Annotated in this window: 18 protein-coding genes; 7 read left to right on the top strand and 11 right to left on the bottom strand. The window is 46.3% G+C overall.

What is annotated here, in order from left to right:
• Positions 1 to 34 precede the first annotated feature (34 nt).
• Complete coding sequence (locus MINF_RS03265) at positions 35 to 697, top strand: hypothetical protein (RefSeq protein WP_012463069.1); 663 nt, start codon at positions 35 to 37, stop codon at positions 695 to 697.
• Between the two features lie 105 nt (positions 698 to 802).
• Complete coding sequence (locus MINF_RS03260; RefSeq protein WP_012463068.1) at positions 803 to 1,606, top strand: hypothetical protein; 804 nt, start codon at positions 803 to 805, stop codon at positions 1,604 to 1,606.
• A gap of 1 nt (position 1,607) precedes the next feature.
• Here the strand turns inward: MINF_RS03260 and MINF_RS03255 are convergent, their stop codons facing one another.
• Together MINF_RS03255 and MINF_RS03250 are read right to left on the bottom strand one after the other, a co-directional pair.
• A complete protein-coding gene (locus MINF_RS03255) occupies positions 1,608 to 2,918 on the bottom strand; it encodes a hypothetical protein (RefSeq protein ID WP_012463067.1) in 1,311 nt (436 codons plus the stop codon).
• Between the two features lie 187 nt (positions 2,919 to 3,105).
• A complete protein-coding gene (locus tag MINF_RS03250; protein ID WP_148205112.1) occupies positions 3,106 to 3,750 on the bottom strand; it encodes a hypothetical protein in 645 nt (214 codons plus the stop codon).
• A gap of 440 nt (positions 3,751 to 4,190) precedes the next feature.
• On the opposite strand from MINF_RS03250, the gene MINF_RS03240 reads away from it, so the two are divergent.
• On the top strand, positions 4,191 to 6,269 hold the full coding sequence (locus MINF_RS03240; RefSeq protein ID WP_048810100.1) for an NAD(+) synthase: 2,079 nt from the start codon (positions 4,191 to 4,193) through the stop codon (positions 6,267 to 6,269).
• On the opposite strand, the gene MINF_RS03235 is transcribed toward MINF_RS03240, so the two are convergent.
• Together MINF_RS03235 and MINF_RS03230 are read right to left on the bottom strand one after the other, a co-directional pair.
• Positions 6,176 to 6,958 (bottom strand): aminotransferase class IV, encoded by a 783-nt coding sequence (locus tag MINF_RS03235; protein ID WP_012463061.1) that lies wholly within the window; start codon positions 6,956 to 6,958, stop codon positions 6,176 to 6,178. The genes MINF_RS03240 and MINF_RS03235 overlap by 94 nt on opposite strands.
• 6 nt (positions 6,959 to 6,964) lie before the next feature.
• The gene (locus MINF_RS03230) at positions 6,965 to 9,211 is read right to left on the bottom strand and encodes a protein-disulfide reductase DsbD family protein (protein ID WP_238523537.1); all 2,247 of its coding nucleotides are present in this window, start codon (positions 9,209 to 9,211) and stop codon (positions 6,965 to 6,967) included.
• A 121-nt stretch (positions 9,212 to 9,332) separates the two neighbouring features.
• Here MINF_RS03230 and MINF_RS03225 point away from each other — a divergent pair, with 121 nt between their 5' ends.
• The gene (locus MINF_RS03225; protein ID WP_048810099.1) at positions 9,333 to 10,787 is read left to right on the top strand and encodes an excinuclease ABC subunit UvrC; all 1,455 of its coding nucleotides are present in this window, start codon (positions 9,333 to 9,335) and stop codon (positions 10,785 to 10,787) included.
• 74 nt (positions 10,788 to 10,861) lie between these two features.
• On the opposite strand, the gene purL is transcribed toward MINF_RS03225, so the two are convergent.
• The gene (gene purL / locus MINF_RS03220) at positions 10,862 to 13,150 is read right to left on the bottom strand and encodes a phosphoribosylformylglycinamidine synthase subunit PurL (protein ID WP_012463058.1); all 2,289 of its coding nucleotides are present in this window, start codon (positions 13,148 to 13,150) and stop codon (positions 10,862 to 10,864) included.
• 1 nt (position 13,151) lies between these two features.
• Positions 13,152 to 14,318 (bottom strand): N-acetylglucosamine-6-phosphate deacetylase, encoded by a 1,167-nt coding sequence (locus tag MINF_RS03215; RefSeq protein ID WP_238523536.1) that lies wholly within the window; start codon positions 14,316 to 14,318, stop codon positions 13,152 to 13,154.
• A 163-nt stretch (positions 14,319 to 14,481) separates the two neighbouring features.
• On the opposite strand from MINF_RS03215, the gene miaB reads away from it, so the two are divergent.
• The 3 genes from miaB to putA all read left to right on the top strand — a co-directional run bounded on the left by miaB (position 14,482) and on the right by putA (position 20,237).
• Complete coding sequence (gene miaB, locus MINF_RS03210) at positions 14,482 to 15,885, top strand: tRNA (N6-isopentenyl adenosine(37)-C2)-methylthiotransferase MiaB (protein ID WP_012463056.1); 1,404 nt, start codon at positions 14,482 to 14,484, stop codon at positions 15,883 to 15,885.
• Between the two features lie 173 nt (positions 15,886 to 16,058).
• Positions 16,059 to 17,111, top strand: a complete 1,053-nt coding sequence (locus MINF_RS03205; protein WP_012463055.1) for an AI-2E family transporter — start codon at positions 16,059 to 16,061, stop codon at positions 17,109 to 17,111.
• Between the two features lie 48 nt (positions 17,112 to 17,159).
• A complete protein-coding gene (gene putA / locus MINF_RS03200; protein WP_012463054.1) occupies positions 17,160 to 20,237 on the top strand; it encodes a bifunctional proline dehydrogenase/L-glutamate gamma-semialdehyde dehydrogenase PutA in 3,078 nt (1,025 codons plus the stop codon).
• Here the strand turns inward: putA and MINF_RS03195 are convergent, their stop codons facing one another.
• From MINF_RS03195 to MINF_RS03175, 5 genes are all read right to left on the bottom strand, one after another.
• A complete protein-coding gene (locus MINF_RS03195) occupies positions 20,238 to 21,512 on the bottom strand; it encodes an aspartyl protease family protein (RefSeq protein ID WP_148205111.1) in 1,275 nt (424 codons plus the stop codon). It lies immediately after the preceding gene.
• A gap of 144 nt (positions 21,513 to 21,656) precedes the next feature.
• Positions 21,657 to 22,370, bottom strand: coding sequence for an SDR family oxidoreductase (locus MINF_RS03190; RefSeq protein WP_012463052.1), 714 nt, complete (start codon positions 22,368 to 22,370; stop codon positions 21,657 to 21,659).
• Positions 22,371 to 22,443: 73 nt separating this feature from the next.
• Positions 22,444 to 23,037, bottom strand: coding sequence for a 5-formyltetrahydrofolate cyclo-ligase (locus MINF_RS03185; protein ID WP_012463051.1), 594 nt, complete (start codon positions 23,035 to 23,037; stop codon positions 22,444 to 22,446).
• Between the two features lie 119 nt (positions 23,038 to 23,156).
• Complete coding sequence (locus MINF_RS11375; RefSeq protein ID WP_187146966.1) at positions 23,157 to 23,312, bottom strand: hypothetical protein; 156 nt, start codon at positions 23,310 to 23,312, stop codon at positions 23,157 to 23,159.
• A gap of 158 nt (positions 23,313 to 23,470) precedes the next feature.
• Entirely contained in the window at positions 23,471 to 24,154 is a 684-nt protein-coding gene (locus MINF_RS03175; RefSeq protein ID WP_012463048.1) for a lipid-binding SYLF domain-containing protein, read from the bottom strand.
• Positions 24,155 to 24,172: the final 18 nt, after the last annotated feature.

The following is a 24,172-nucleotide window of genomic DNA, read 5'->3' as shown; positions in this document are numbered from 1 at the left end:
TTAAATCAGGTATAATACACATTCTTCAAGAACCATGGTTTTTGGGTTTTTTCCTCTCTTTTCTTTTTTCTTTCTCTACCATGTCATCGAATCGACTCATACTTATGCCAAGTTGTTCCTAACCAGGTCAAAAACCTATCCTTATGCCCTTGAAGCCCATGTCAGGTTTGACCAAAAAGTAATCACTTTAGATAATGGGATGCGTGCCTACATCCCCGAAGATCCCCGGTATCCCGCTCTCTGGGCTAGGGCCTGGATCAACGACCGTTCTCTCGCCATGCATAGGTACACCGCCGCACAATCAAGGATGACGGGAACAACTTCACGCCATTCCCGCTACGTGTGGCTTTCTAGCTACCAAGAAAATGGGGAGCTTCACAAGCAGGCGGAGTTTGTCGTTCTTCCCGCCGAGGGAGCTCAAAAGATCGATGAGTATATCTGTATTTTAAACTGGGATGACTTGGACAGGCCCATAAAGGAAGTGACCTTTACCATGGATCTTGGAGGGATCACCATGGCGATCCCGGACATAGGCCGGCAATCCAACCCCTATTACGTCCAGTGGCTTTACGGGACGTTCTTCAGGCTCGAGCCCCCGGGTTACCAACGGGTGGGATCAACCTTGAGCTGGCGCTGGACCAACGTCCCCCGGATCGACCAGAAAATCCGAGTCCAGTGGTATGCCTGGTATAGGTAAAAGATCAACTGTTATAAAAGGAAAAAAGAAAAGAAACCCTATAGATTCTTGTCCCCTCATTCATTCCTGTGATCTCTAGCGGACAGACTACATCGCAAAAAGCGGATGCAGTTGTATTTAAACCTCCTTTTATTCTATCCCGTGCAAGCAGCACAGGAAAGATGGAATTTTTTATTCTCTTACCACAAGCATTTTCCCTATACTCTAAGAGTCATGGGGTTATTGTCGATTCCTTCGATCCTTTTCTGTTTTTATTTTTTTGCCTCTTATTACGAGAGGGTGGACATTTATGCCCGGCTTTTCCTTACCCAAAAGCCCGGATCTCCGATAAAAGAACCCCACGTTTTTTTTGACTGGAAATACTCTTCGGTGCTCCCTCCAATGCCTTTCGGCGGAGTCGGCAATCTTTTTTTACCCGAAGATCCCAAGTTTCCTGCATTGTGGGTCAAAGGCTGGTTCAACGGCTCTCCTGTAACCATGAGAAGATATCCACGAGAAGAAGCAAAAAAAATATTTGCTCGACACTATGCCTCCTCTTATGCCGAATACGTTTGGCTTTCAGAGCCTTTCCATTCTTACGGGGGATACACTTCACAAATACAGGCTGAATTTAACGTTCTTCCCGACCAAGCTTATGAAAAAATCGATAAGTTTTATTACATAGTCAACGGGGATAGCGACCAACCCTTGTATTTCACCTTCGTCCTTGATCTTGGCCAGATGTTCAGGGTTATCCCGGGCATCGGGAAAACTACCTCTCCCTATTTTCTCCAGTGGTTATGCAACAGCTTTTTTATGCTCTCTCCTCTAGGATACAAGATTTTCGGCAGCCAGGCCTACTGGCTATGGCAAAACATTCACCACATCGATCAAAAAATACAGGTCGAATGGTACGCCTGGTACAGGTAAATCACCTTTGTTTTTCGCTATTTTTTTGCTTTCCCGTTATTGACCCGGCGGTAGAGATAGTCGCATGCCCAGCGGCCGTTTTTTCCTGTCCTTTGATCCCCTCTTGCACGGCCTTAAGTAAACCCTTCTGGCTCTCAAAGACAAAGTCCGTTGGATAACGCCTTTCCCATCTTCCCTTCTCATCGAGAGAAGCCTCCGGGGAGAGAATGTCAACCGTGTAAGCATCGGCGGTTAGCCCGTGGGGAAAACCCGCTTTTCCTAATTCCAACGGCAGGTTGGTTTTCCGTTTCCATTCACCAAGGTGTGCAGCTCCGCCCCAATGCAATATCCGAGGTCCGGGATAATGATAAGGATAGGATAAAGCCACTTTTTTTATATCACAAGGGCCGAACCGCCTGTCTTCGGGTTTCGGATCATTGCCCGCCATCCTCCGGTCCCTGTAGTCAAGAAAAGCAGAATTCAATCGGGTGTTCATGTCTCCCGCTTTCTCTTTTATGGGGTAATTCTCAACGAAATATCGAAATGCCGTTTTGTCTAGGTTCTTCGTCAAAACAGTAAGGCTTTTGTCTTTTCTTTGCAGCCTGGCTAGAAAATCTAACTTGCCTAATAAAATCTCTTTTTGCTCCTTTTCGAGCGGAATCCCTTCTTTTTCTATGTTTTCTAAAAACTTTGCCTTTAACCCTTCCTTGGGTATTTTCCTCAAAAAGGCGCTTTTTTTTGCTTTCGCTAAATAGTCGTCCACCGCTTTTTGACATTCCTTGGGAAGGTTGATTTCTACAAAAAGGTTTTTTTTCCTTTGTTGGGCTTTCATTTCCCGCGTGGTGATATCAACGGCATAAACTCCGAGTCGGTTTCCATGCTCGGCATTGTATCGAGCCACCTCTCTCATGATGTCCGTGTAATGACCGATAGAAGAAACTATCTTCCCTTCCACCGGATCGTCCATGACCCATTTGCCTTTTTCTTTCCTGCAATGACTTCCCCTAGACTTGAAAAACCCATACTCCCAGTTTAATGAACTGGGGTATTTTTTTTCCATTTTATCGATCAACTCCAGTTCAAGCTGATCGACCTTTCTTTCCGCTTTTTCGGGAAGGATTTCATGAGCCGCTACTTTTTCATAAAGGGAGGTGGCCTTATCGATAAATTTTCTCATCAACGGATTAAAATCCCGGGGTAACTCCAGGGTTAAAACAAAGTGATTCCGGGCAAGTTCCGGAAGGGATCGAATCAAAGCTTGATAATGGTCATGGTCGTGAATTTCCCCGCAACTGACCACAAGGGCGTTGAGTTTCTTTAAATCCCGGTTCATGGCATAGCTCCGATCTTTCTTTCTTTCATTGAAGTAAGTCGATCCGAAAGTCTCTGACCCAAGTTTCTTTTCTAAAAGGAAAGAAAATGCTCATTTTTTTGACCCTCCTTTATCCAGCATTTTAAAACGATGGATTGTCCTTGAGCGCCTTTCTGTTTGGCCGGAAGCTTGCCCGGAAGCATTTATATTAATAAAAGGTTAACCGAACTAGCCTACCGGATTGGAAGACACAACTGACATCCATCTTTCCTGCTTTGCCTTCGGCATAATCCAAGGCATTTTTTCGGGTGAGATTTCCATTGATGGCATAAAGTTTTCGGATTTCGGGAAAAGAACAGGCCACTTGGTGGGGATCAAAACTCACCGTCAAGCGCCTATGGACCGAGGAGTTCGTTGGTGTTAGAAAATATGGCCCCGCTGATATTGCCGCCCAGTCAGTACTTTCCCTACTTTTAATCTCCGCTTCGATGCTCCGGATCGCTCTTTGGGCATGAGCGGGCGAATGATAGGAATAGGATTGGGTTTCCTCATGAGCATGACCATATGACATAAGCTTGGCAGGGTAATCGGGAGGGATAGGACGACGAGGACCCAAAAGCGATCTTTTTTTATGGGAAACAAAAATAGGGGTTTCTTCGCCCATCTTTTCAAGGCCGGCTTGAAAAAAATAATACTGGACTATCCGGTTTATTTCCTTTAAGTCTGAAAGGTCCAATTGCTCTTTATTGACCAGGGCAATGAGCCGCCCCGCTTGCGATTTTCCCAAAAGGGGAAGGGACAAGATTGGAAAAAAGAAAAAAAGAAAGAACAGCATGGTTTTATTCTCTTTCATTCATCATTCCTTGTTGAAATCTTACTCTATCAATAGGCTTGCACCCTTTTTTTCCTTGTTCCTCCTTTTGCACTCCCGACTGCCCATTGGCTTTGTTTCTCAAAATGCTCCCTTTCCCCCTGCGTTCGGTGGCGCCTCTTTTTTTTACCCTCCTTTTAGCTTTTTATAGAAAAAGCGGGGAGAAAGGCCCATTGACCGTTTTGTAGTCCCCACTCCGGGACAATCGAAGGACAAAAAAAAGCTAGGGGTAGACAGGATAAAAAACCAAAACCAGGAACTCTTCGCTTCGGGTCAGCTTTGTTAACGTTTTGAATGAAGGAGCGGATTTAACTCCAAAAAAATTGAAAAAAAGAAAATTTTTTCTTCAATTTTTGTCTTTTTAACCAATTTTTCTTTTCTTTTCTTTTTGTCCTCTAAGATAATCGAAAAATATTTTGATAATGGGGAAAGAAAGCTTTTTTAATTTATATACCCACAATTTCGTCCGGGTTGCCGTTGGAGTTCCGGTGGGAAAGGTGGCCGATCCATTTTATAACGCTACCCAAATCGCCGAATTATGTAGGCAAGCAGCCGATAAGAAAGCCACCCTGGTCGTTTTTCCCGAGCTATGCCTCTCTGCCTATTCCTGCGAAGATCTCTTTCACCAATCCGCTCTCCTTGAAGTTTCACTGAGGGCTTTAGAATACCTTCTTGAAGAAACCGCTCCCCTTTCCCTGCTCACCCTAGTAGGCCTTCCGTTAAGGGTTAACCAGCTGCTTTACAACTGCGGCTGTCTTTTCAGCCGGGGAAAAATCCTAGGGGTTATCCCTAAAAGTTATCTGCCTAACTACCGCGAGTTTTACGAGTCCAGGCAGTTTAGCCAAGCTGCATTGGCCACGGAGGAATACGTCGATCTGCTGGGACAAAAGGCGATTCCGTTTGGAACCAACCTTATCTTTGAATGGGAGCAGCAACCCCTTTTCAAATTGGCCATTGAAATTTGCGAAGATCTCTGGGTTCCTCTACCTCCTTCTTCTTTTGCCGCCTTGGCGGGAGCCACCGTGCTTGTCAACCTTTCAGCTTCCAACATTACCATTGGAAAGAGCGATTATAGGAAACTGCTGGTAGCCAGCCAGTCGGGAAGGTGTATATCCGCCTACATCTACAGCGCAGCGGGCTTTGGAGAATCAACGACCGATCTTGCATGGGACGGCGAAGGGTTGATTTATGAAAACGGGACCAAGCTTGCCGAAACCCGACGTTTTGCCTACGATTCACAGCTGGTTTTTGCCGACGTCGATCTTGACCGGCTCCAAGCAGATAGAATGAGACAAAACAGTTTCGGTCAAACAAAAGTCCATTTTAAAAAAGAGATCAGCTCCTTTAAAACCTTGACTTTTTCCCTTGATGTCAACAAGGAATCTATCCTTTTGTTGGAAAGGGTCCTGGAACGGTTCCCTTATGTCCCCAGCGATCCACTAACAAGGGACCAGAGATGCCAGGAAGTTTATGCTATCCAGACCCAGGGGCTTATCCAGAGGCTCAAGGCTACTTCCATTCGCAAAACGGTCATCGGTATATCCGGAGGGCTGGATTCGGCTCATGCCCTTATCGTTTGTGCCAAGGCGATGGATATTTTAGGCTTTCCCAGGCAAAATATTTTGGCCTGTACCATGCCCGGGTTTGCAACGACTAAAAAGACCCTCGAGCAGGCACGCAGGCTCATCGAGGCTACTGGATGCCGGGAATATTTTATCGATATTCGACCCAGTTGCATGCAGCTTTTTAAGGATATTGGGCATCCTTTTGCCAGGGGCGAAAAACTCTATGATGTGACTTTCGAAAATGTCCAGGCCGGTGAAAGAACGAATCATCTTTTTAGGCTCGCCAATTTTGAAAACGCCCTGGTCGTGGGCACAAGCGATTTAAGTGAACTTGCCCTCGGGTGGTCGACCTACGGGGTAGGCGATCATATGGCTCATTATCATGTCAACGCCAGTGTTCCTAAAACCTTGATTAAGTTTCTAATTAGGTGGGTCTCCAAGACCCAAGAGCTAGGCGAGAAGGTGAGTGAGGTTCTCGATGAGATCCTTGATACGGTCATCAGTCCAGAACTTATTCCCGGGGAAAACGCTCAAGAACCTCTCCAAAGCTCAGAAGAACAAATCGGCCCTTATAATCTCCAGGATTTTAATCTTTATTATACATTGAGATACGGCTATTTACCCACAAAAACCGCTTTTCTCTGTTGGTCTGCTTGGCATGATAAAAATAGGGGTCAGTGGCCTGAAATGGAAAAGAAAAGGGAAGCATACTCCATTGATCAGATAAAATATTGGCTGAGAGTCTTTCTCGACCGTTTTTTCCGTACCAGTCAATTCAAAAGGAGCTGCATAGCCAATGCTCCTAAAGTCGGTTCCGGAGGCTCTCTCAGTCCCAGGGGGGATTACCGGGCCCCTTCCGACAGCTCTTCTGCCCCTTGGTTAAAAATCTGGGAAGAAATTCCATCCAGCGAAGATGAACTTTTAAATAAGCTATAGGTGGCTTTAAGCTTCTTTGACAGCTCCATTGCGATTTTCCCTTTTTCTAAGATCCTGTTTTGGAACCGCACGACGGGTCTAATCCCTATCCAGCTATTGGTCAAAAAAATCTCGTCGGCTTCTTGGAGGATTTCTGGTCCCATCCTTGTTTCAATCACCTCCATTTCGGACATGACCCATCCCCTGATTATCCCCTTACGGCATCCTGTTTCAACAGAAGGGGTATAGATCTTTGCGTTTTTAACCCAAAAAAGGTTGCTCATTGCTCCCGATACCACTTCGCCATGCTCGTTTAAAATGACCGCTTCATCCGCCTCCACCGAAAGCCTGGCTTGGTAATGGACAAGGTAACTTAAAGTCTTGAGTCGACTGTCCCAATTACGGGAGCCCACCCTTGTCTCGGCAACAGCCAAGCTAAAAACCTCCTGGGGCTCTTTTGCCCGGGAATCAAAAAAATCTTTTTCTTCTCCTCCGCTCACTATCCACCGCCATTTTCCGGTTGCCTTCTTGGGAAGACGACCGACGCACCTGCGAAAATCTTGCCGAGGGCAAAGGCCGAGCATTTTGGCGCTTTGCAGAAGGCTCTTCCAATGTTCCTCGACAAAAAACGCGGTTCCTTCTTCCACCCTAAGGGTTTCAAACACTCCATATCCCGGAAGAAAGTCTCCGAAATCCTTGAGATTGGGCATAAGAATTTACTGGAAAAACTCCCCACTTTTAGCCTGGGCTTCCTTCTGTTTTTTTTCTTTCTCAATCTTGTTCAATACATCCAAAAGCATTTTTGGGGTAATCACTTCCGGCAAGAGGAGTGGAGAAGCAGAACCAAGGCCATAAAAAACATAGGTGGGAACCCCGCTTCTACCGAGACTTTCCAAGGCTTCGGTGATTTTCGGATCGCGATTAGTCCAATCTGCCTCCATCCTTATCACTCCGAGTTCCTCGAACTTCTTCTTCACCTCGGGGTTCTCCAAGGCTACTTTTTTGTTCACTTGGCAGGTCAGGCACCAAGAAGCCGTAAAATCAACGAATACGGGAACATCCTGTTGTAGGTACTCTTCTAACTTGCTTTCCGAAAAAGGAACCCATTCCTCTTTTTTAGCCACTTTTGTGGAAAAGGACCTTTCTATTTCCACGACCACGTAATAAAAACTGCTCAAGAGGATAGCGAGGGATAAGAGTATAGAGAGCACACGCACGCCAAGGGGATGAAAAGGACCGCTGAACTTGCCATAAATCCAAGATCCCAAGCCTACAAAGAGCAAGGCCAACAGGATGTCCAGAACCCCATCTACTCCCCTGAGTTTGCCATAAACCCAGATGAGCCAGATCACCGCCCCGAGAATGGGAAAAGCAAGAAATTGTTTAAAACTGACCATCCACGGGCCGGGCTTGGGGAGCAGCCGGAGAAGACCGGGGAAAATAGACAAGACGAACACCGGGAAAGCCATGCCCAAGGCGAGCGAGCTAAAGACCAGGATGATGACAAGGGGGGGTTGAGAAAGAGCAAATCCCACGGCTGATCCCATGAAAGGGGCGGTACAAGGGGAAGCCACCAGTGTTGCAAGCATGCCATTGAGAAAGGATCCCAATAGGCCTTTGGCTTTTTCGACAAGAGATTGGGCTGAAACCAGGGAAACCCCAATTTCATATACTCCAAGAAGATTCAAGGAGATCAGGAAAAAGAAAAGAGCCATGAAAGCAACGAAGGGAGGAGACTGGAGTTGAAAACCCCATCCAAGCTCCAACCCTTTTTGTCGCAGAAGGATTAACAGCCCCACCACGATCCAAAAAGAAAACAACACCCCCAGCACGAAGGATAATCCATGGGCAATAGAAGAACCGCCTCCTTCCTTGGCGGCCCCCACCAAGTTAAGTACTTTTAAAGAAATAACGGGTAAAACACAAGGCATGAGATTGAGAATTAATCCCCCAATAAAGCTCAGCCCAAGATAGGAGAAAAACTTCTTATTAAAATAAGGGGAAGCTCCTGTCTTCTGGGTCTCCACCTTCGGTGGAATATATTTTCTTGCCCTTATATCCCAGTTAATTTTCTCTATCCCTTTCAAGCCCGAAAGCTTGGCCGTAAATATTCCGCTTAAGGGTTCGGTCAAAGCCGAAGCATTGTTGCTGGGACGGGCAATCTCCAGGGATACTCCTTCCTTCCGCAAGCGCAATTGTTGGGGCGCTGAATACTGGATGATTCCATTTTGAAAGGGGAAAAAATGGGCGGACTCAAAATTAAGGATCTTGCCCGATTTGTTCTGGAAAAAAATGATCAAGTTCTTACCCGTATCCATAAAGCTGATACTAACCGATTCAGGCGGACTCCGGGGAATCTCGTACTTGGCCTTCTGAAAGCCTTCTTTCAAAGACTCATCCACCCTGGGACTACTTTCAACAGGCAAAGTCAAGTTCAACTCAGCGCTTCCCGGCAGGCAGCTTTGCGCACATTCCACCCATTGCACGAAAGCCTTGATGTTCACCGAACTGCCTAGCTGTTGCTCCTGGGATATATCCATCGGGATCAAGAGCCAGCATTCTCCTTCATAGCCAAAGCTTGTAAGCGGAGGCAAGGATATGACGCTAGGGCTTGGCCATTGAATCGGTCCGGCATGAACACCCACGGGAAGAGTCCAATCAATTTTTGTTGCGGAACCTGCATCTCCAGGGTTAAGCCAATAGGTATGCCATCCTTCATCCATTTTCATCCGCAAAGCTACGTAAAAATGGCTCCCGGGGCTTACCGCATCGAGTTCGGAAAGCAAGCTCACTTCAACATGACGGCTTCGGGCAGAACTTGAAGTCGCCGCCATCCCCAGTTGAACGAAAAACAGGCTAAAGGGTAAAAAAAGAACAAACAAGAGTCTTTTTGGATTAATCCCATGCATAAGAGTATGAAAGAGACACTTTAGATGATCTTTTTCTTTGAAAAAAGTAATCATAACAATCAAATAGAGAAAATATAGGTCTTTCTTTACTTATCTTTACTTAAAAGTGGCTTAAATTAGAGGAGATTAAAATAAAAAAGCTTTTTGTTTAAGGGAGCTTTTTAAAAGTTTGATCATGTCATTGCAAGAAAAAATCCGAGATCTTCCGCACAAGCCGGGAGTTTATCTTTTCAAAGATAGGTTCAACCGCGTCATCTATGTGGGTAAAGCCGTAGATCTTCACAAACGGGTAAGCCAGTATTTTCATCCTTCCAGGAGACTTCGAGCCGATAGAAAACTCAATGCCCTTGTCGAGGCCGCTGTTGATCTCGAATATTACGTTGTGCATTCTGAAGCCGAAGCTGTCCTCTTGGAAGGAAGGTTGATCAAGGAATTTCGACCCCGCTACAATGTAAGTTTTCGAGATGATAAACGGTTCCTGCTTGTAAAAGTTGACTTGAGCGAACCTTTCCCCAGATTCCAAGTCACGCGGCTGAAAAAACAGGACAATGCCAGGTATTTTGGACCCTTTGCCAGTTCTAGTGCCCTAAGAACCACCCTCAATCTCATGAAAAAAAAGTTTGGCTTGCGCTCCTGTAGCGCCCTTATCCCTTCTGAAAAAGACTATAAACATTGCTTAGATCACATTATCAAGAACTGCTCGGCTCCTTGCATCGCCAAGATCAGTCAAGCCGAATACCTCGAAAGGGTGAAAATGGCCTGTGCCTTTTTAGAGGGTAAATCCAAGGAAATGATTGATGAAATACGACTGAAAATGGAAGAGGCTGCCCAAGCCCAGGATTTCGAGAAAGCCGCTGAACTTAGAAATCTCTTGGAAGCCTTGGAGGAAACGACGAGGCCCGCTCGGCGTTTTGTTAAACAACTCCCCAAAGTGTCTTCTCCCCTTGAAGACCTGGAAGAACTCCAGGCTGTTCTTGCTCTACCCCAAGTTCCCCATCTCATCGAATGTTTCGATATATCCAACATATCTTCAACCCACAAAGTAGCTTCCATGGTCACGTTCCGAGAGGGGAAGGCCGATCGGTCCTCCTATAGGAGATACCGGATAAAAACCGTTGCCGGACAAGATGACTTTGCTTGCATGCAAGAAGTCATCCGCAGAAGGTATAAAAGGGTTCTCGATGAAGGGGGTAGGCTGCCGGATTTAATCGTCGTGGACGGGGGCAAGGGCCAACTTTCATCCGCCCTGAAGGCCTTGCATTCCCTGCAGTTAAACGACCTATGTGTCATTGGGCTGGCTAAAGAAAACGAGGAGATCTACCGCGAAGCTCTTCCCGATCCTCTCGTTCTGGACAAAAGGAGCAAGGCCTTGCGGCTACTGCAAAGAATAAGAGATGAGGCGCACCGCGTGGCCAATTCTTATCACCAGCTCCTTCTTAAGAAAAGGATGAGAGAAAGTATTCTGGATGATTGCCCGGGGATAAGTGAAAATCGAAAAAAGCTTTTGATTCGCGCTTTTGGTTCCATAGAAAAAATCAAGAAATCTTCCGTCGAAGAAATTGCGGCGGTAAAGGGAATAGGGAAAAAACTCGCCGAACAAATCTTGAGCTTTCTTTCTTCCCGGGGCTAGTTCCATGAATTTGGGTTCATTTTTTTAAGCCGCTTGCCTAAATTCCGAAAGGAAGCTAGGGCAGTGGATCGATATCAGTCCTTTTCCAAAATTTTTTCTAGACCCTTTTCCCATTCCTCTTCGATTTCCGCTCCATCAATTTCAATTGATTGTTCTCCATGACGTAGTTTAAGAAAGTACTCTTCTGTCACCTCTCCCAGAACTATTCCTTGCACTCCCTTGCCCTCGGCAATCTTGAGCAAGGAAGAAAGGTTTTCTCCAGGGAGTGAAACAACAGACCTTGCACCCGCCTCATTAAATAAGAGCTCGTCAAGACGCAACTCCGCGGGCAAAGAGATCGAAAAGCCCAGTTTTTTATCCCCGCTCACGCTACATTCCACCAGCGCCAACCCGAGCCCCCCTTCGGAAAGATCATGGATACTGCTGGCTATGCCTTCATTAGCCAAAGAGTACAGCAACTCGTTATGTTTTTTTTCTGCTTCCAAGCTAAAATGGGGAAGTTTCTGGCCACTTTCCCCAAAATATTCTTGAAGATACAAAGAGCCTTCAAGTCCATTTCCCCAACCGCCCAATAGAACAATCACATCTCCGGGGTTTTGAAAGGCCATCTTGGCTAAAGCTTTGTCGGTTTCAATAAGACCGACCGCCCCAATGACAGGGGTGGGCAATATGGAACTTTGCTTGGAAAAATTATAAAAGCTGACGTTGCCTCCCGTTACGGGAATTTCAAAAAAGCGGCAGGCTTCGGCAATACCCCTAACCGCTTCTTTAAATTGCCAATAAGAAAAAGGATCATTGGGATCGGCAAAGTTAAGATTATCGGTAATACCCAAAGGGATTGCACCTACAACGGCGAGATTCCTCATCGCTTCAGCTACAGCCATCATTGACCCCTTGTAGGGATCGATCCCGCAATAACGGCCGTTACCATCAAGAGTAAGACCCAGCCGGATCGGTTTATCCTCCAAGAAAAGACGCATCACGGCGCAATCCGATCCGGGATCTTCAACAGTACGTAATCCTATCATGTAGTCAAATTGGCTATAAATCCACTTTCTAGAACAATTTTGGGGTAAAGAACAAAATTCTATAAGGAGATTCTTGTAATCTTTAGGTTCAGGCCACCGCCTTGAAGGAAGAGAATCTTTTTGGGAAGGTTCATGGACTGGCAGGGTATATACCGGGGCCTCGTGAACAATCAACCCAGGAGCAATTTCCAGGGCAAGCTTTCCCCAACGGTAAAACCGCAGTTTTTCTTCCTGGATCACTTTCCCGATCCGGCAAAAGGGCACAGCCCATTTATCGAAGACCCGCTTGGCCACCTCTTCCTTATCCTTGGAGATGATCAAGAGCATTCTTTCCTGGGATTCAGACAGAAGGATTTCTTCAGCACTCATATCCTCCTCCCGGACCGGGACCTCGTCCAAGTTGATTTCCATGCCCCTCTTCGCTCTTGCCGCCGTTTCCGACGTTGAACAGATAAGCCCTGCAGCACCCATATCCTGGATTCCCGCCACTACGCCAGGAATCTGGAAAAGTTCCAAGCAGGCAGACATCAGTATCCTTCCCATGAAAGGATCGGCGATCTGCACCGAATGCCTCTGTTCAGCCTTATTTTCTTCAAGCTTCCGGGAGGCGAAAGCAGCCCCCTTTAGCCCGTCTCTGCCTGTTTTTGAACCCGCAATAAAAACAGGATTGCCTATGCCTTGAGCCACCCCGCGCTGGATCCGCTCTGTCTTCACCACGCCAAGACAAAATACATTAACAAGAGGATTGTCCTCGTAGCTTTTATCGAAAGCCAGCTCTCCTCCCACGGTCGGCACACCCACACAATTGCCGTAATGAGCTATGCCCGCTACAACGTGGCGCAAAAGAAAAGCATTATGGTTTGCCCCTGGACTTTTTTCTTCCCTTATTTCTCCGAATCTCAAGGAGTTCATAAAACAGAGGGGTTGTGCCCCCATGGTTAAAATATCCCTGAATATCCCTCCGACTCCCGTGGCCGCCCCCTGGAACGGCTCGACGGCACTGGGATGATTGTGAGATTCAATCTTGAAAACAACAGCCCAACCCTCCGTCAACTCGACCACTCCCGCATTTTCTTCGCCCGCTTTGACCAGCACCCTTTTACCCAGGGAAGGCAACTTTCGAAGTTCATTTTTGGAGCTCTTATAACAACAATGTTCACTCCACATCACCCCAAAAATGGCCATTTCAGCCGGGGTAGGCTTACGGCCCAGCAAGAGGCAAAGTCGGTTGTATTCTGCAATCGAAAGGCCAAAGGATCGGATTTCGCCGATAGCTTCTTCCCCGTTTTCTGTAACCGGGCATTGTTCTTCAATAGGCTTCATCTTCAGTTTCAAGCTAAGGATATACTTTCCTCCCCCTGAGGTAAAGAGCTCTCAATACGGGGGAAGGAACAAGATCAAAAAGACAAAAACTGGCTTCGTTTCCTTCTTTTAGGCCATGGTCTATCCCCAGGACGGCGGCCGGCCTTATCGAATAAGCATCCCACCACCACCTCCAAGATATACCCGTCATCCGTTGAGCTATAAAAACCCCTTCAAAAGGCCGCAAGGTCGATCCTCCCAGCCGGCCGCTTTTTTTATCTCTGGCTTTGCCCTGGCTGTCCACTTCTATCTCGACGTGGCCTAGAAAATAATTTCCCGGAGGAGCAGCCGCCCCTGCCATGGCGTCAGAAACGAGTACGACCTTCTGTCCAAGAGCCGTGATCAAAGCCCGAAAAGCTACCGGGGGTATATGTTTCCCATCGGGAATAAGGGAAACATAGGGCAGGTCCGAAGCGATAACATTCAAAAGAAGGTTGTCAAATTTTGGAATCGTATGAGAGAGGGCATTGCCGAGATGAGTCCAGAGTTTTGCTCCGGCTAGGACCGAGGATTGAATAACTTCCCAGGAGGCTTTAGAGTGACCCAAGCCAACGGTAATGCCCAAGGAATCCGCTTTTTTTATAAAGTTTGCTGTAGCTTCAGGATCGACTTCCGGGGCCAGGGTGATCAATTTGATACTGCCTGCCGAGGCTAAAAAGATTTCTTCCAGCCAGGCTACATCGGGCTTGGTCATCCATTCGGGGCAGTGTACACCCCGACAGCCTGGATCCCCGGAAAGAAAAGGGCCTTCTAAGTGAAAGCCCAGGCAATTAAGAGAAACAACTTGGCGTAGCTTTTCTAATTTTTCTATCCAATGACGATAGGAGTCCAAAGGTCGAGTAATAACGGTGGCTAAAAAGTGGGAACAGCCGCTTTCAAGAAGTTTTCGGCAGAGAATTTCAAACTGTTGTTGAGAAAGGCTCTCTCCATTTAAGTCGATTCCTCCAAAACCGTTGATTTGAAGGTCAAAAAGCCCGGGAGCGATCCAGGGCAATGATCCGGCGCTTTCCTTAGGCTGGGCCTCAATTTTTTGATAAACTCCTTCAGCCAGGCTGATTTTCAAAGGCATACCGGTGCGGTAATCTCTTGCAGCGATAACAGAAGAACAAGGATGGCCATTGTTACTCGGCTTTTCTTGCACGGCTCCAATCAATCCTTTGAAGATTTCTAAAAAGCGAAAAAAATAAAAAGAAGACAAAAATTCTCTTTTTGTCTCCTTTTTATCCCAACTTACTTTTATAAATGATAAGATATAAAAAAGAGAGTGCTTTACAAATTTCCTTCTTTATCCCTATCTAAAAATTATGCCTTCGGTTTTTATCAAGACATTCGGTTGCCAGATGAACGTGCGGGATTCCGAACAGGTCCTCCAGGATTTTATCGAACGGGGATACCAGATCGCCTCTTCCGAAAAATGGGCGGATATTATTCTCATTAACACCTGTTCGGTTAGGGCCATGGCTGAAGAGAAGGCCATAGACAAGCTGGCGTCTTTAAAGACGGCAAAAAAGAAAAATCCCAACCTGGTCTTGGGAATCATAGGCTGCATGGCACAAAACCGGGGCAGAGAAATAGCCGAAAAGTATCGTTTCGTCGATCTTGTCCTGGGTACTCAAAAATTCCACAAGGTGGCCGAAATTGCGGACAACTTGTTGAAAAACCCCGATAGATCGTCATCCTACGTTGATCTTTCGAAAGAAGAAGCCGCCCATAACGCGATCAACAAACATCTTTCCACAAAAGCCCAACCCATAGCCTATGTCTCTATCATGCAAGGTTGTAGCATGCATTGCTCTTTTTGTATCGTCCCCACCACCCGGGGCGAAGAACGTTCCCGTCCCATTGACGAAATCTTTGAAGAGGTCAAAAGGCTTGCCGAGACGTCCGTTAAAGAAATCGTCCTCCTCGGTCAAATCGTCAACCGTTACGGGGCAAAAGAATTCCCGTGGGTAAAGGGAAAGTCTCCTTTTGTCCAGCTTCTTGAAAAATTAAGCACTATTGAAGAAATTAAAAGGATTCGATTTACTTCCCCTCATCCCCTGGGGTTTAAAGAGGATCTGATCGCAGCTCTAAGGGACATTCCTCAACTCTGCGAACATGTGCACCTGCCCGTACAATCGGGAAGTGACAAGATTTTGAAGGCCATGCGCAGGGGATATAGCCGCTCGAAGTTTCTTTCTCTCGTTGACAAGTTGAGAAAAGCGATCCCCCAGCTCGCTCTTTCTACGGACATCATAGTAGGCTATCCAGGAGAAACCGAAGAAGACTTTCAACAAACCTGTTCGCTGCTTAACGAGGTTCGATTTGATAACGCTTTTATTTTTCGTTATTCAGCTCGGGAGGGGACAACCGCGGCTTCCTTAGGGGATCAACTGAGCGAAGAGGTTAAGTTCGAGAGGAATTACCGCTTACTCGAGATACAAAACAAGATCACCATGGAGAAAGCTCAAAAATGGGTAGGGCAAGTGGTTGAAATCCTTGTCGAAGGAGAAAGCAAAAAAAATGCCTCTAAATTTCAAGGCCGAACACGAACAAACCATCTTGTCATTATACCTAAAAACGAAAGGTGGAGGGGGGAATTTCTACCCGTCCGAATAGTTGAAACCACAGGACATACTTTTTATGGCACACCCCTTATTTCCGGCATTGATGAAGCATTGCAGTTTGATCTTCAAGAAGAGATTAACCCAGCTCCCATCGTCTCCTAAGAAAAATCTCGATTCCCTTACCTTTTTAACCAAAAAGCATCCAAAATAGGCTTCCTCTTCGACGATCCTTATTTTTATACCCAAGGACAGGGAAAATTTCGCTCTCGAAAAAATAAAGAAAATACCTTGATGACTATCTCTGATATTCAGGTAATCTTTTTTTCCAAAGGCCCATGACAGCGATGACTCCCACCCCCTACCAAAAAACAGCCCGCGTCATTGCCTCCATCCTTTTTGTCCTCCTGGCCATCTGGATTTTGCGTGGTTTTATCGTGGCCATGGCCTGGGCTTTCTTAATCGCCATAGCCACGTGGCCTTTTTACAGTTGGGTCCGGATGAAACTGCCACGAAATACTCCCCTTTGGGTAAGTTCTTTGTTTTTTACCCTTCTTGTTGGAGCCTTGCTTTTCGGCCCCCTTGTCTATGGTGTTTTCAAGGCCGGCCAAGAAGCCATCATTCTCGGTCAATATATCGCCCATGCCCAGAAAGAAGGAGCACCCGCTCCGGATTGGTTTCAGCGAATCCCTTTCATCGGCAATTGGCTGACCGTGCGCTGGAATCTCAACTTGGCAACTCCCGAAGCGGCATCCAAGACTTTAGCCCATATCGACTCCGCCTTCTTGTTCCGTTGGGGAAAGACGATCGGCGTGCAGGTCATCCACCGGATTGAAGTCCTTGCCTTTACCCTGCTTACCCTCTTTTTTCTCTATAGGGACGGGAGAGTCCTTGGTAAAAAATTCCTCGCCTTTATTCGTAAAATTCTCGGTACTCCCGGAGAAAAATACGCTCAACACTTGGTCTTAGTCATACGCGGCACCGTCAACGGCCTTGTCTTGGTCAGCCTGGGAGAAGGCATCCTTCTAGGAATAGCCTATGCTATCGTCGGCCTGCCTGATCCCGTAACCCTGGGAGGCGTTACGGGGATTTTGGCCATGATTCCCTTTGCTGCACCCCCTGTATTTTGCACCGCTGCCCTGTTTCTTCTTGCCCAGGGTATGATTATCCAAGCCATCGCCATTGTCATTTTCGGTTTTAGCGTCCTTTTCGTAGCCGATCATTTTATCAGGCCTGCTCTCATAGGAGGAGCGGTCAATCTTCCCTTTTACTGGGTTCTTTTAGGAACCCTGGGAGGGCTAAGCTCCTTTGGCTTGCTTGGTCTTTTTGCCGGGCCAACGATCATCGCCGCCTTGCTGGTGGCATGGAAAGATTTTGTCGAAACGCCCTAAAAATGACATTTGGCTCCCCATAAAAGCTGAATCATCCTATTTTCTGTTATGAGCAGCTATTTCCAGTTTTTCTGCCCTTCCTCCAGCATGAACAGGGGAAGGAAAGAACTGAGAGAAAAATCTCTCCAGCCCGAGGAAAACAGGGCCGAAGAGTTAATCCGCTCTTTTGAAGTCCTGCAGCTTTCTCCTGAAAAGGTTAACCAGAGATTAAAACTCCTTTTGAATACCCTCGGCAAAGAGGCCAAAGGATCTGTTACCGAGCAGTTGACAAAAGTCTATCCCTTGAATACCCCGGAAGGCTTGCTTCTTCTTAGGCTTGCCGAAGCTCTACCCCGGATCACCGATGATCAAACCGCCCTCATTTTTTTTAAGGAGGAGATCCGCAAGGGAAATTGGCACAATACGACCCGCAAGTATTGGCTTTCTTTTCTGATAAGCAAGTTAAAATTACTGGTTGAAACGTTCGATCTTTTACCCCTCCTATCGGTCCTTTCTGACAAGGCCCTCATCCTTTTCATCCAGGTGGCTACAAGGCTTCTTGTCGATGTATTCGTTCTGGCCCCGGATGTTGAGAGAGCGCGGAGAAGGCTTTTTGATCTCCTGGTCAAGGGAGAAGAAGTTTCCTTGGATCTCCTTGGAGAAGACGCTCAAGGATCAAAAGATGGTTTAAGCCATTGGGAAAACTGCCAAAAAGTCATAGAAATGTTAGGGGATCTTAAAACTACCTTTCCCCGGTCAGATCCCGAAATGTCCGTTAAAATCTCCGCTCTAGACTCCAAGTACGAATTGCACTATGGCCGTATATCCTTCGATAGGATCTATTCTAAAGTTAAATCCCTTTGTCTCACTGCCCAGAAAAAGGCCGTAGGCTTATGTATCGATGCCGAACAATACTGGCGGTTTGAATTTGCCTTAGACCTGCTCGAGGCTCTCTTATCTGATCCCGATCTCAAGGATTGGAACAAAATGGGGTTTGTTGTTCAATCTTACTTGAAAAACAGCGAGCAGCTGGTCGATTACTTGGCCGAACTTTGCAAAGAAAAGAAAAAAAAGCTCTCTATACGCTTGGTCAAGGGGGCATATTGGGATCATGAAATCATCCATGCCCAACAGGTCGGCCTTGAGCAGTATCCGGTCTATACCCTCAAAGAGTTGACCGAGCTTTCTTATATGCTTTGCTTAAAGAAGTTATTTCAACATAAAGAAGTCCTAGCCCCTCGACTGGCTACCCATAACCCCTCTACGATCGCAGCCATCCTCGAGTTCCATTCTTCCCTTAAGGAAAATCCTATTGAATTTCAAAGACTTTATGGCCTTGGCCAAAGCCTGGGGAAATGGCTGAAAACCACGGGCTATCCCACCCGGGTTTATATCCCCATTGGGAAGGGAAAAGAGCTTTTTGGCTACTTGGCAAGAAGATTGATAGAAAATGGCACCGCTTTAGAAAACTTCCTTTACCCCTTCGACTTCGAAAAATTGCGTTGGGATCCCTTAAGCAAATTACAGCAGAGGGGCAAGCGGCATAACCCCCGTATTCCTCTTCCTCCTCACCTGTACAAGGACAGGGAAAATGCGCCTGGACTTGATCTTGCCAATCCAGAGACCTGGGAAAACCTGGTTCAAAAAACTACAGGCCCGCATTCCCAGCCTCAACTTTTTTTCCTTTATCCCCAAGCCAACGGGACCAGGCAGAAAATCTTTTCTCCGGCTAATTCTAAAGAATGCATCGGTGAAGTTCTCCTTTCTTCCGAGGACTATATCCAAAAAAGTCTTTCAGAGGCCGCTTCTCATGCAGAAGAATGGGATCGGGTTCCCGTCGAGAAAAGAGCTGAAAAAATAAGCAAGCTTGCCCGAGAAATCTGGGCTCATAAAGAAGAACTTTTATACCTTTTATGTGCCGAAGCGGGGAAAACCGTTTCCAATGCACTTTCCGAAATAAGAGAAGCTATAGATTTCTGTAACTATTATGCCAAGGAAGCGGTCAAGCTTTTTTCCCACCCCCTTTTACTTCCCGGTCCCCATGGTGAAGAAAACAAGCTTCACTACCATGGCTGTGGCCTTTGGGTATGTATCAGCCCTTGGAATTTCCCTCTTTCGATCTTCATTGGACAAATCGTAGCGGCACTTCTTGCCGGCAACACCGTTGCTGCCAAGCCCGCTGAAGAGACTCCTCTTGTTGCTGCGGCTGTCGTTCAACTGGCCTACAAGGCGGGTATACCCAAGGAAGTGCTAAGATTAATCTTAGGGAACGGCCAAAGCGGGCAACAAATGGTCAAGCATCCGTCTGTTCGCGGTATAGCTTTCACAGGATCGACAGCCACGGCTAAAAGGATCGCCCAATGCCTAAGCCAAAAAGAAGGTCCGATTGTTCCCTTGATAGCAGAGACGGGAGGAATCAACTGCATGGTGGTGGAGGCCACGGCGGCCATCGAAAGAACGGTCAAAGACATCCTTATCTCTGCCTTTAATCATGGCGGGCAGAGATGCTCTTCGCTTAGACTACTCCTTGTTCAAAAAGAAATTTCTCACCAGCTTTTAGACCTGCTCTCCGATGCCACAGAGCAGTTGATTGTCGGAGATCCGCGGTTTTCAGAAACCGATGTGGGCCCTATTATCCGCAAATCTCTTGTGGAAGAGCTGCAAAATTTTTCTCAATTTTTTCAAACTCATGGGCGGCTACTCGCCAAGGCACCTATTGGGGAAACCGCCTCCAGCGATGGATATTTCTTTGCCCCTCATCTTTTCGAGATTTCTTCAACTGGCCTCCTCAACCAAGAAATATTTGGGCCCATCTTGCCCGTTCTGCGTTTTTCAAGAGAAGAACTTCCCCGCATACTGGAAGAAATTTACCAAAAGGGCTATGGCCTAACTATGGGATTGCAGACAAGGCGGGAAAACCTCACTCGAGAAATTGCCTTGAGCGCACCCGTAGGCAACTTCTACGTCAACCGCCCGATCATAGGCGCCGTCGTCGAATCCCAACCCTTTGGAGGAGAAGGACTCTCAGGCACAGGACCCAAAGCCGGAGGGCCAAATTACCTGTTGCGTTTTGCCCGTGAAAGAGTTTGCTCCATCAATACGGCAGCCTTGGGAGATCCTTCCCTCTATTTCTTAGATCAATCTTAGTTACCTGGCTTTTTCTTTGGATGAAGAGGCCCTAGGGGTCCAGAAATAAAGTTTCTGGTTTTTGTAATCGATCATTGTTCGTTTGTCATAAAGAAAGCCAAATCCAATTGTCCCTCCCGTCCATAATCCAAGATCCAAATTCCCTTCGTAGGGGAGTGAACCGACGATTCCCGCTAGAGAACCATGAACTTTCTCTCCCATCAATTCAATCTGGCTTGCTTGCCCAAGCTGGGAGGTGTTTCTGCTCGCCCCCAATTCCCACTGCATGTCAAAACCGGAAGCTCCACCCCTGTGTATATAGGGCTCTTGCTCAAAAAAATTTCTTTGTATCCAGACTCTCGAAAGCTTTGCAATGGACGGAGAGCAAGCAAAATAGGCAGGAGTAGCGGTATCCAAAAGAAAAAAAAGGGGAAAGCTGCGGTTGATGTTCGCCAGGACCAGTAGAGTTTGAGCCGGTCCCATGAGAAAAGGTACCTCTGTTTTTTTTTCTTCACCCTGGATCTTGTTTTTATAAGCAATGGGGACATACGGCTTGGACAGCCCCAAAATAAAATACTTAGGGGTGTTTTTCCATCGGCCATAAAGATCAAAAGTAGGAACAAAATGGGACAGAAAATTCTCTCCAAGGATACCATCTATTTCCAACCCCGTTCGGGGAATATCCAACAGGGAATGGACAACGGCGGGAATATTTTTTATAGATGTCCCTCCAAGGGATAGCGAAGGGATTTTTGCCCATTGGATCCAATAGCTCCCTTGGGAACTCTGTTCTTTTTCCTTGCGGAAAAGTTCAATGGCCGCTTTCTTAGCCATGCGGGAAGACAAAAGAACGTAGGTGGTCCCGGTATCGATCATGAAGCGAGCCTTGGCAGCGCCGCAAAGTTCTGCTTCAATGATGGGATAAGGAACAATCTCTTTAAATGGGATTTCTACATAAGGGTCTTTTGATTCCACTAAAAAGGGTTTCTGCCCCTTAAAACTTTTCAAAAGATCTCCTTGTCCATATTCTCCCAAGGCATAAGCTATTTGAGCTGCTTGAGAATACCGGTCTTCCCTGATATACACCTCTTTTAATAGAGCAAGGGATCTTTTATCTCCTGGAAAAACGCTTAAGGCTTTTTGGAAAGCCTCTTGTGCCTCCTGTAACCTGCCCAAGCAAAGTGCACACTCTCCGATCAACCGCCAACAGAGATAACAGGAAGGATATTGTTGAAGCAGTCCATGGGCATACCGGGAAGCTTCTTCAAGCCTACCGCTCCGGAAAAATACTTGCATCTTCTTTAACTCCTCCTTCTCTTGAGCCGATGCCCAGAAAAGGGGGAAAGGGATCTTTAAAAGCAAAAAAAAGCATGAAATTAACAACCCTTTTAAAGGACTATTCACGGAGAGAGGAGGGAGAGTAAAATCATCCTGTTTTTTTTAATCTGCTCCCTTCCGAGGGAGGATTATTTCAGTTGGCCAACAAGCTCCAGATAAACTTAAAAGGTAGAGGACAGTTTGAGCGATGTCTTGAGGTTGAAGGTAATTTTCCCCTTCTACCCCGGTCATCGGCGTGGCTACGAGTGCAGGACAGATCGCCGTCACTTTTATATCGTACTTTTTCCCTTCATCGGCCAAGGCCTTTGTAAGGCCCATGATCCCAAACTTTGATGCGCTATAACCGGCTGTACCCGACCAAGCGTCAATCCCCGCCAAGGAGCTGATGTTGATGATGTAGCCTCCGGCTTGCTGTCTTATCATTTGCTTGAAAGCTTCTTTTGAACACCAAAAGGTCCCATAGAGGTTGGTTTTGATCACACTATCGAAATCCTCGGTGGACAATTCTTCCAAGGGAGAATAAACCATTATCCCCGCACTATTGACGAGGATATCGATTCGGCCATACCGATGAACCGTCTCCTCTATAAGCTTTATGCACTGTTCTTCCTTAGAAACATCCGTTTCCATGGGGAAAGCCTTGCTGGAAGTTTCCCACTCAATTTCAAGGGCGACTTTTCGATTCAGATCCATCCTGCGGGCAGCAACGATCAGTTGAGCTCCCGATGAAGCAAGAGCAAAGGCTATAGCTTTACCAATACCGCTATTGGCTCCAGTCACCACGGCAACCCGACCGCTTAAAAACTTCTCGTTCATAATCTACATTATGCTTGGAGAAGCAAGCCAATGCAAACCCAAGAAACGAGAATCCCCCGGGAAAACGGTAAAATTAACAGCTCGAAGAGGTCCGGATCAGTTCTTTTTCTGTAATTACAAGATCCAGTCTTTGGTCGTGGGGTTCCGTATAGATTTTTGGAAATTCTTGAAAAGAAAAAAACAAGCCTATCCGGCAAGCCCTTGGAGAAAGAAGAGAAAGACATCGATCGTAGAAGCCTAATCCCCTACCTAGTCTATGTCCTTGCCTATCAAAACCCACCCCAGGAATCAGTATGAGATCGATATCTTGTATCGAAGCTTCAACACAGCCCAGGCGAGGCTCTAAAACATTTAAAAAATTCTCTTCCAAGTCCTCTTTTTTGTCCACGATGAAAAAGCTCAAATGATCTTTATCCACCCGTGGAAATAACACCGTTTTTTTACTCGCTTTAGCCAATCGAAAAATATCCGAGGTATCGGGCTCAGAAGGAAGGGCAGAATAGAGGGCAACTACTTGTGCATCCTGCCAGACCGGATGACTGCAAAGCCTATGGGTAATGGCTATGGATGCATCCAACCGATCTTTTTGACGCAATAACCCTAGGACCTTTGATTTTAAAAGCCTTCTTTGAACCTGCTTTAAAGAATAGGAAGAACCGACTGCCATTTAATATTAAAACCTTAAAAATAAGAAAAAGTAAAACAAAAAACTACAAGATAAATATTTAAATTTTTCTAAAGTTTTATGGGCAGAACGCAAAGTTTTCCGCAACGATGAAGAAATTTTTATTCATGAAGTCTCTGGTAAAAAAGATTCTGTTGTACCAGCTTGTCAAACTTATCTTCTCTTGGAGACTCTAATCCCTTTTTGTCCTTTTTGGTAGATTGATTAAAGGAATCTTTATCCTGGACCTTTTTTCTTTTGTCTTCTTTTTTTTTCATGGAGCAAAACGCGGTCGCTTTTTTGAGCGACTTTTTAAAAAGAAAAAAATTCAAACAAAAGAGTAATGACAAATTTTTATCCAAAAGGAAATAGGGATATTTTCTACAAAATAATCTCTGGTTCGTCTTAAATACCCCTAGGAAAAAACAAAAATAAATTACTTGGGATAGGGTTCGTTTAGAGTATCAATAAGACTCTGGGCGCTCTTAGGGGGTTGCACCTGTCCGGCAAAGATTTCGGAGGGACTGACCGCCTGGTGGTAATACCGCTCATTGACTTCCGGCTCCTCCCTGATCTCCACTCCTTGAAGAGCAATTCCTCCAAAGAGCCCTTCGGTGGAACGGTAAGTATAAATATTACTCCTGGGCTTGATCAACGCCTCCCTTTCACTCTCCGGTCCGGCGACCCCACTCATTTCACCGGTCAAATGCACCTTCCCCCCCCGAGAAAATTGCTTTATGGCTTTTTCGGAATTAAGAATAATGACATAATCGGTTTTTGCTCCTCCTACCTGCAGTCCTACACCTACAGAACTTACAGAAATGGCCGAAGGACCAGACCATCCTCCAATAGGAAGCCGGACAACGACAAAGCCCTTGCCGTATTCCCCACTGATGACAAATCCCCCCTTGGTCACTTCCAGATAAGCCACCCCCTTGGCTTTTTCCCACACCGACTTGGGGATCTTCCCTTCTTCTTTAAATTGATGAATGACCGCTGAACCGTTGTGAACGATTTCCTTGAGATTCCAGGCGGCATAAACGGATTTTGTCATCCCCAAAAAGAACAGAAAAAGGATAGCCGGAAAATACCGAAAAAAAGGAGAAAAAAAGATTTTCATAAGATTTATGCTTTGATC

Origin of the sequence: Methylacidiphilum infernorum V4 (assembly GCF_000019665.1) — a bacterium.
Lineage (GTDB): Bacteria > Verrucomicrobiota > Verrucomicrobiia > Methylacidiphilales > Methylacidiphilaceae > Methylacidiphilum > Methylacidiphilum infernorum.
This window is presented reverse-complemented; position numbering and strand designations above follow the sequence as displayed.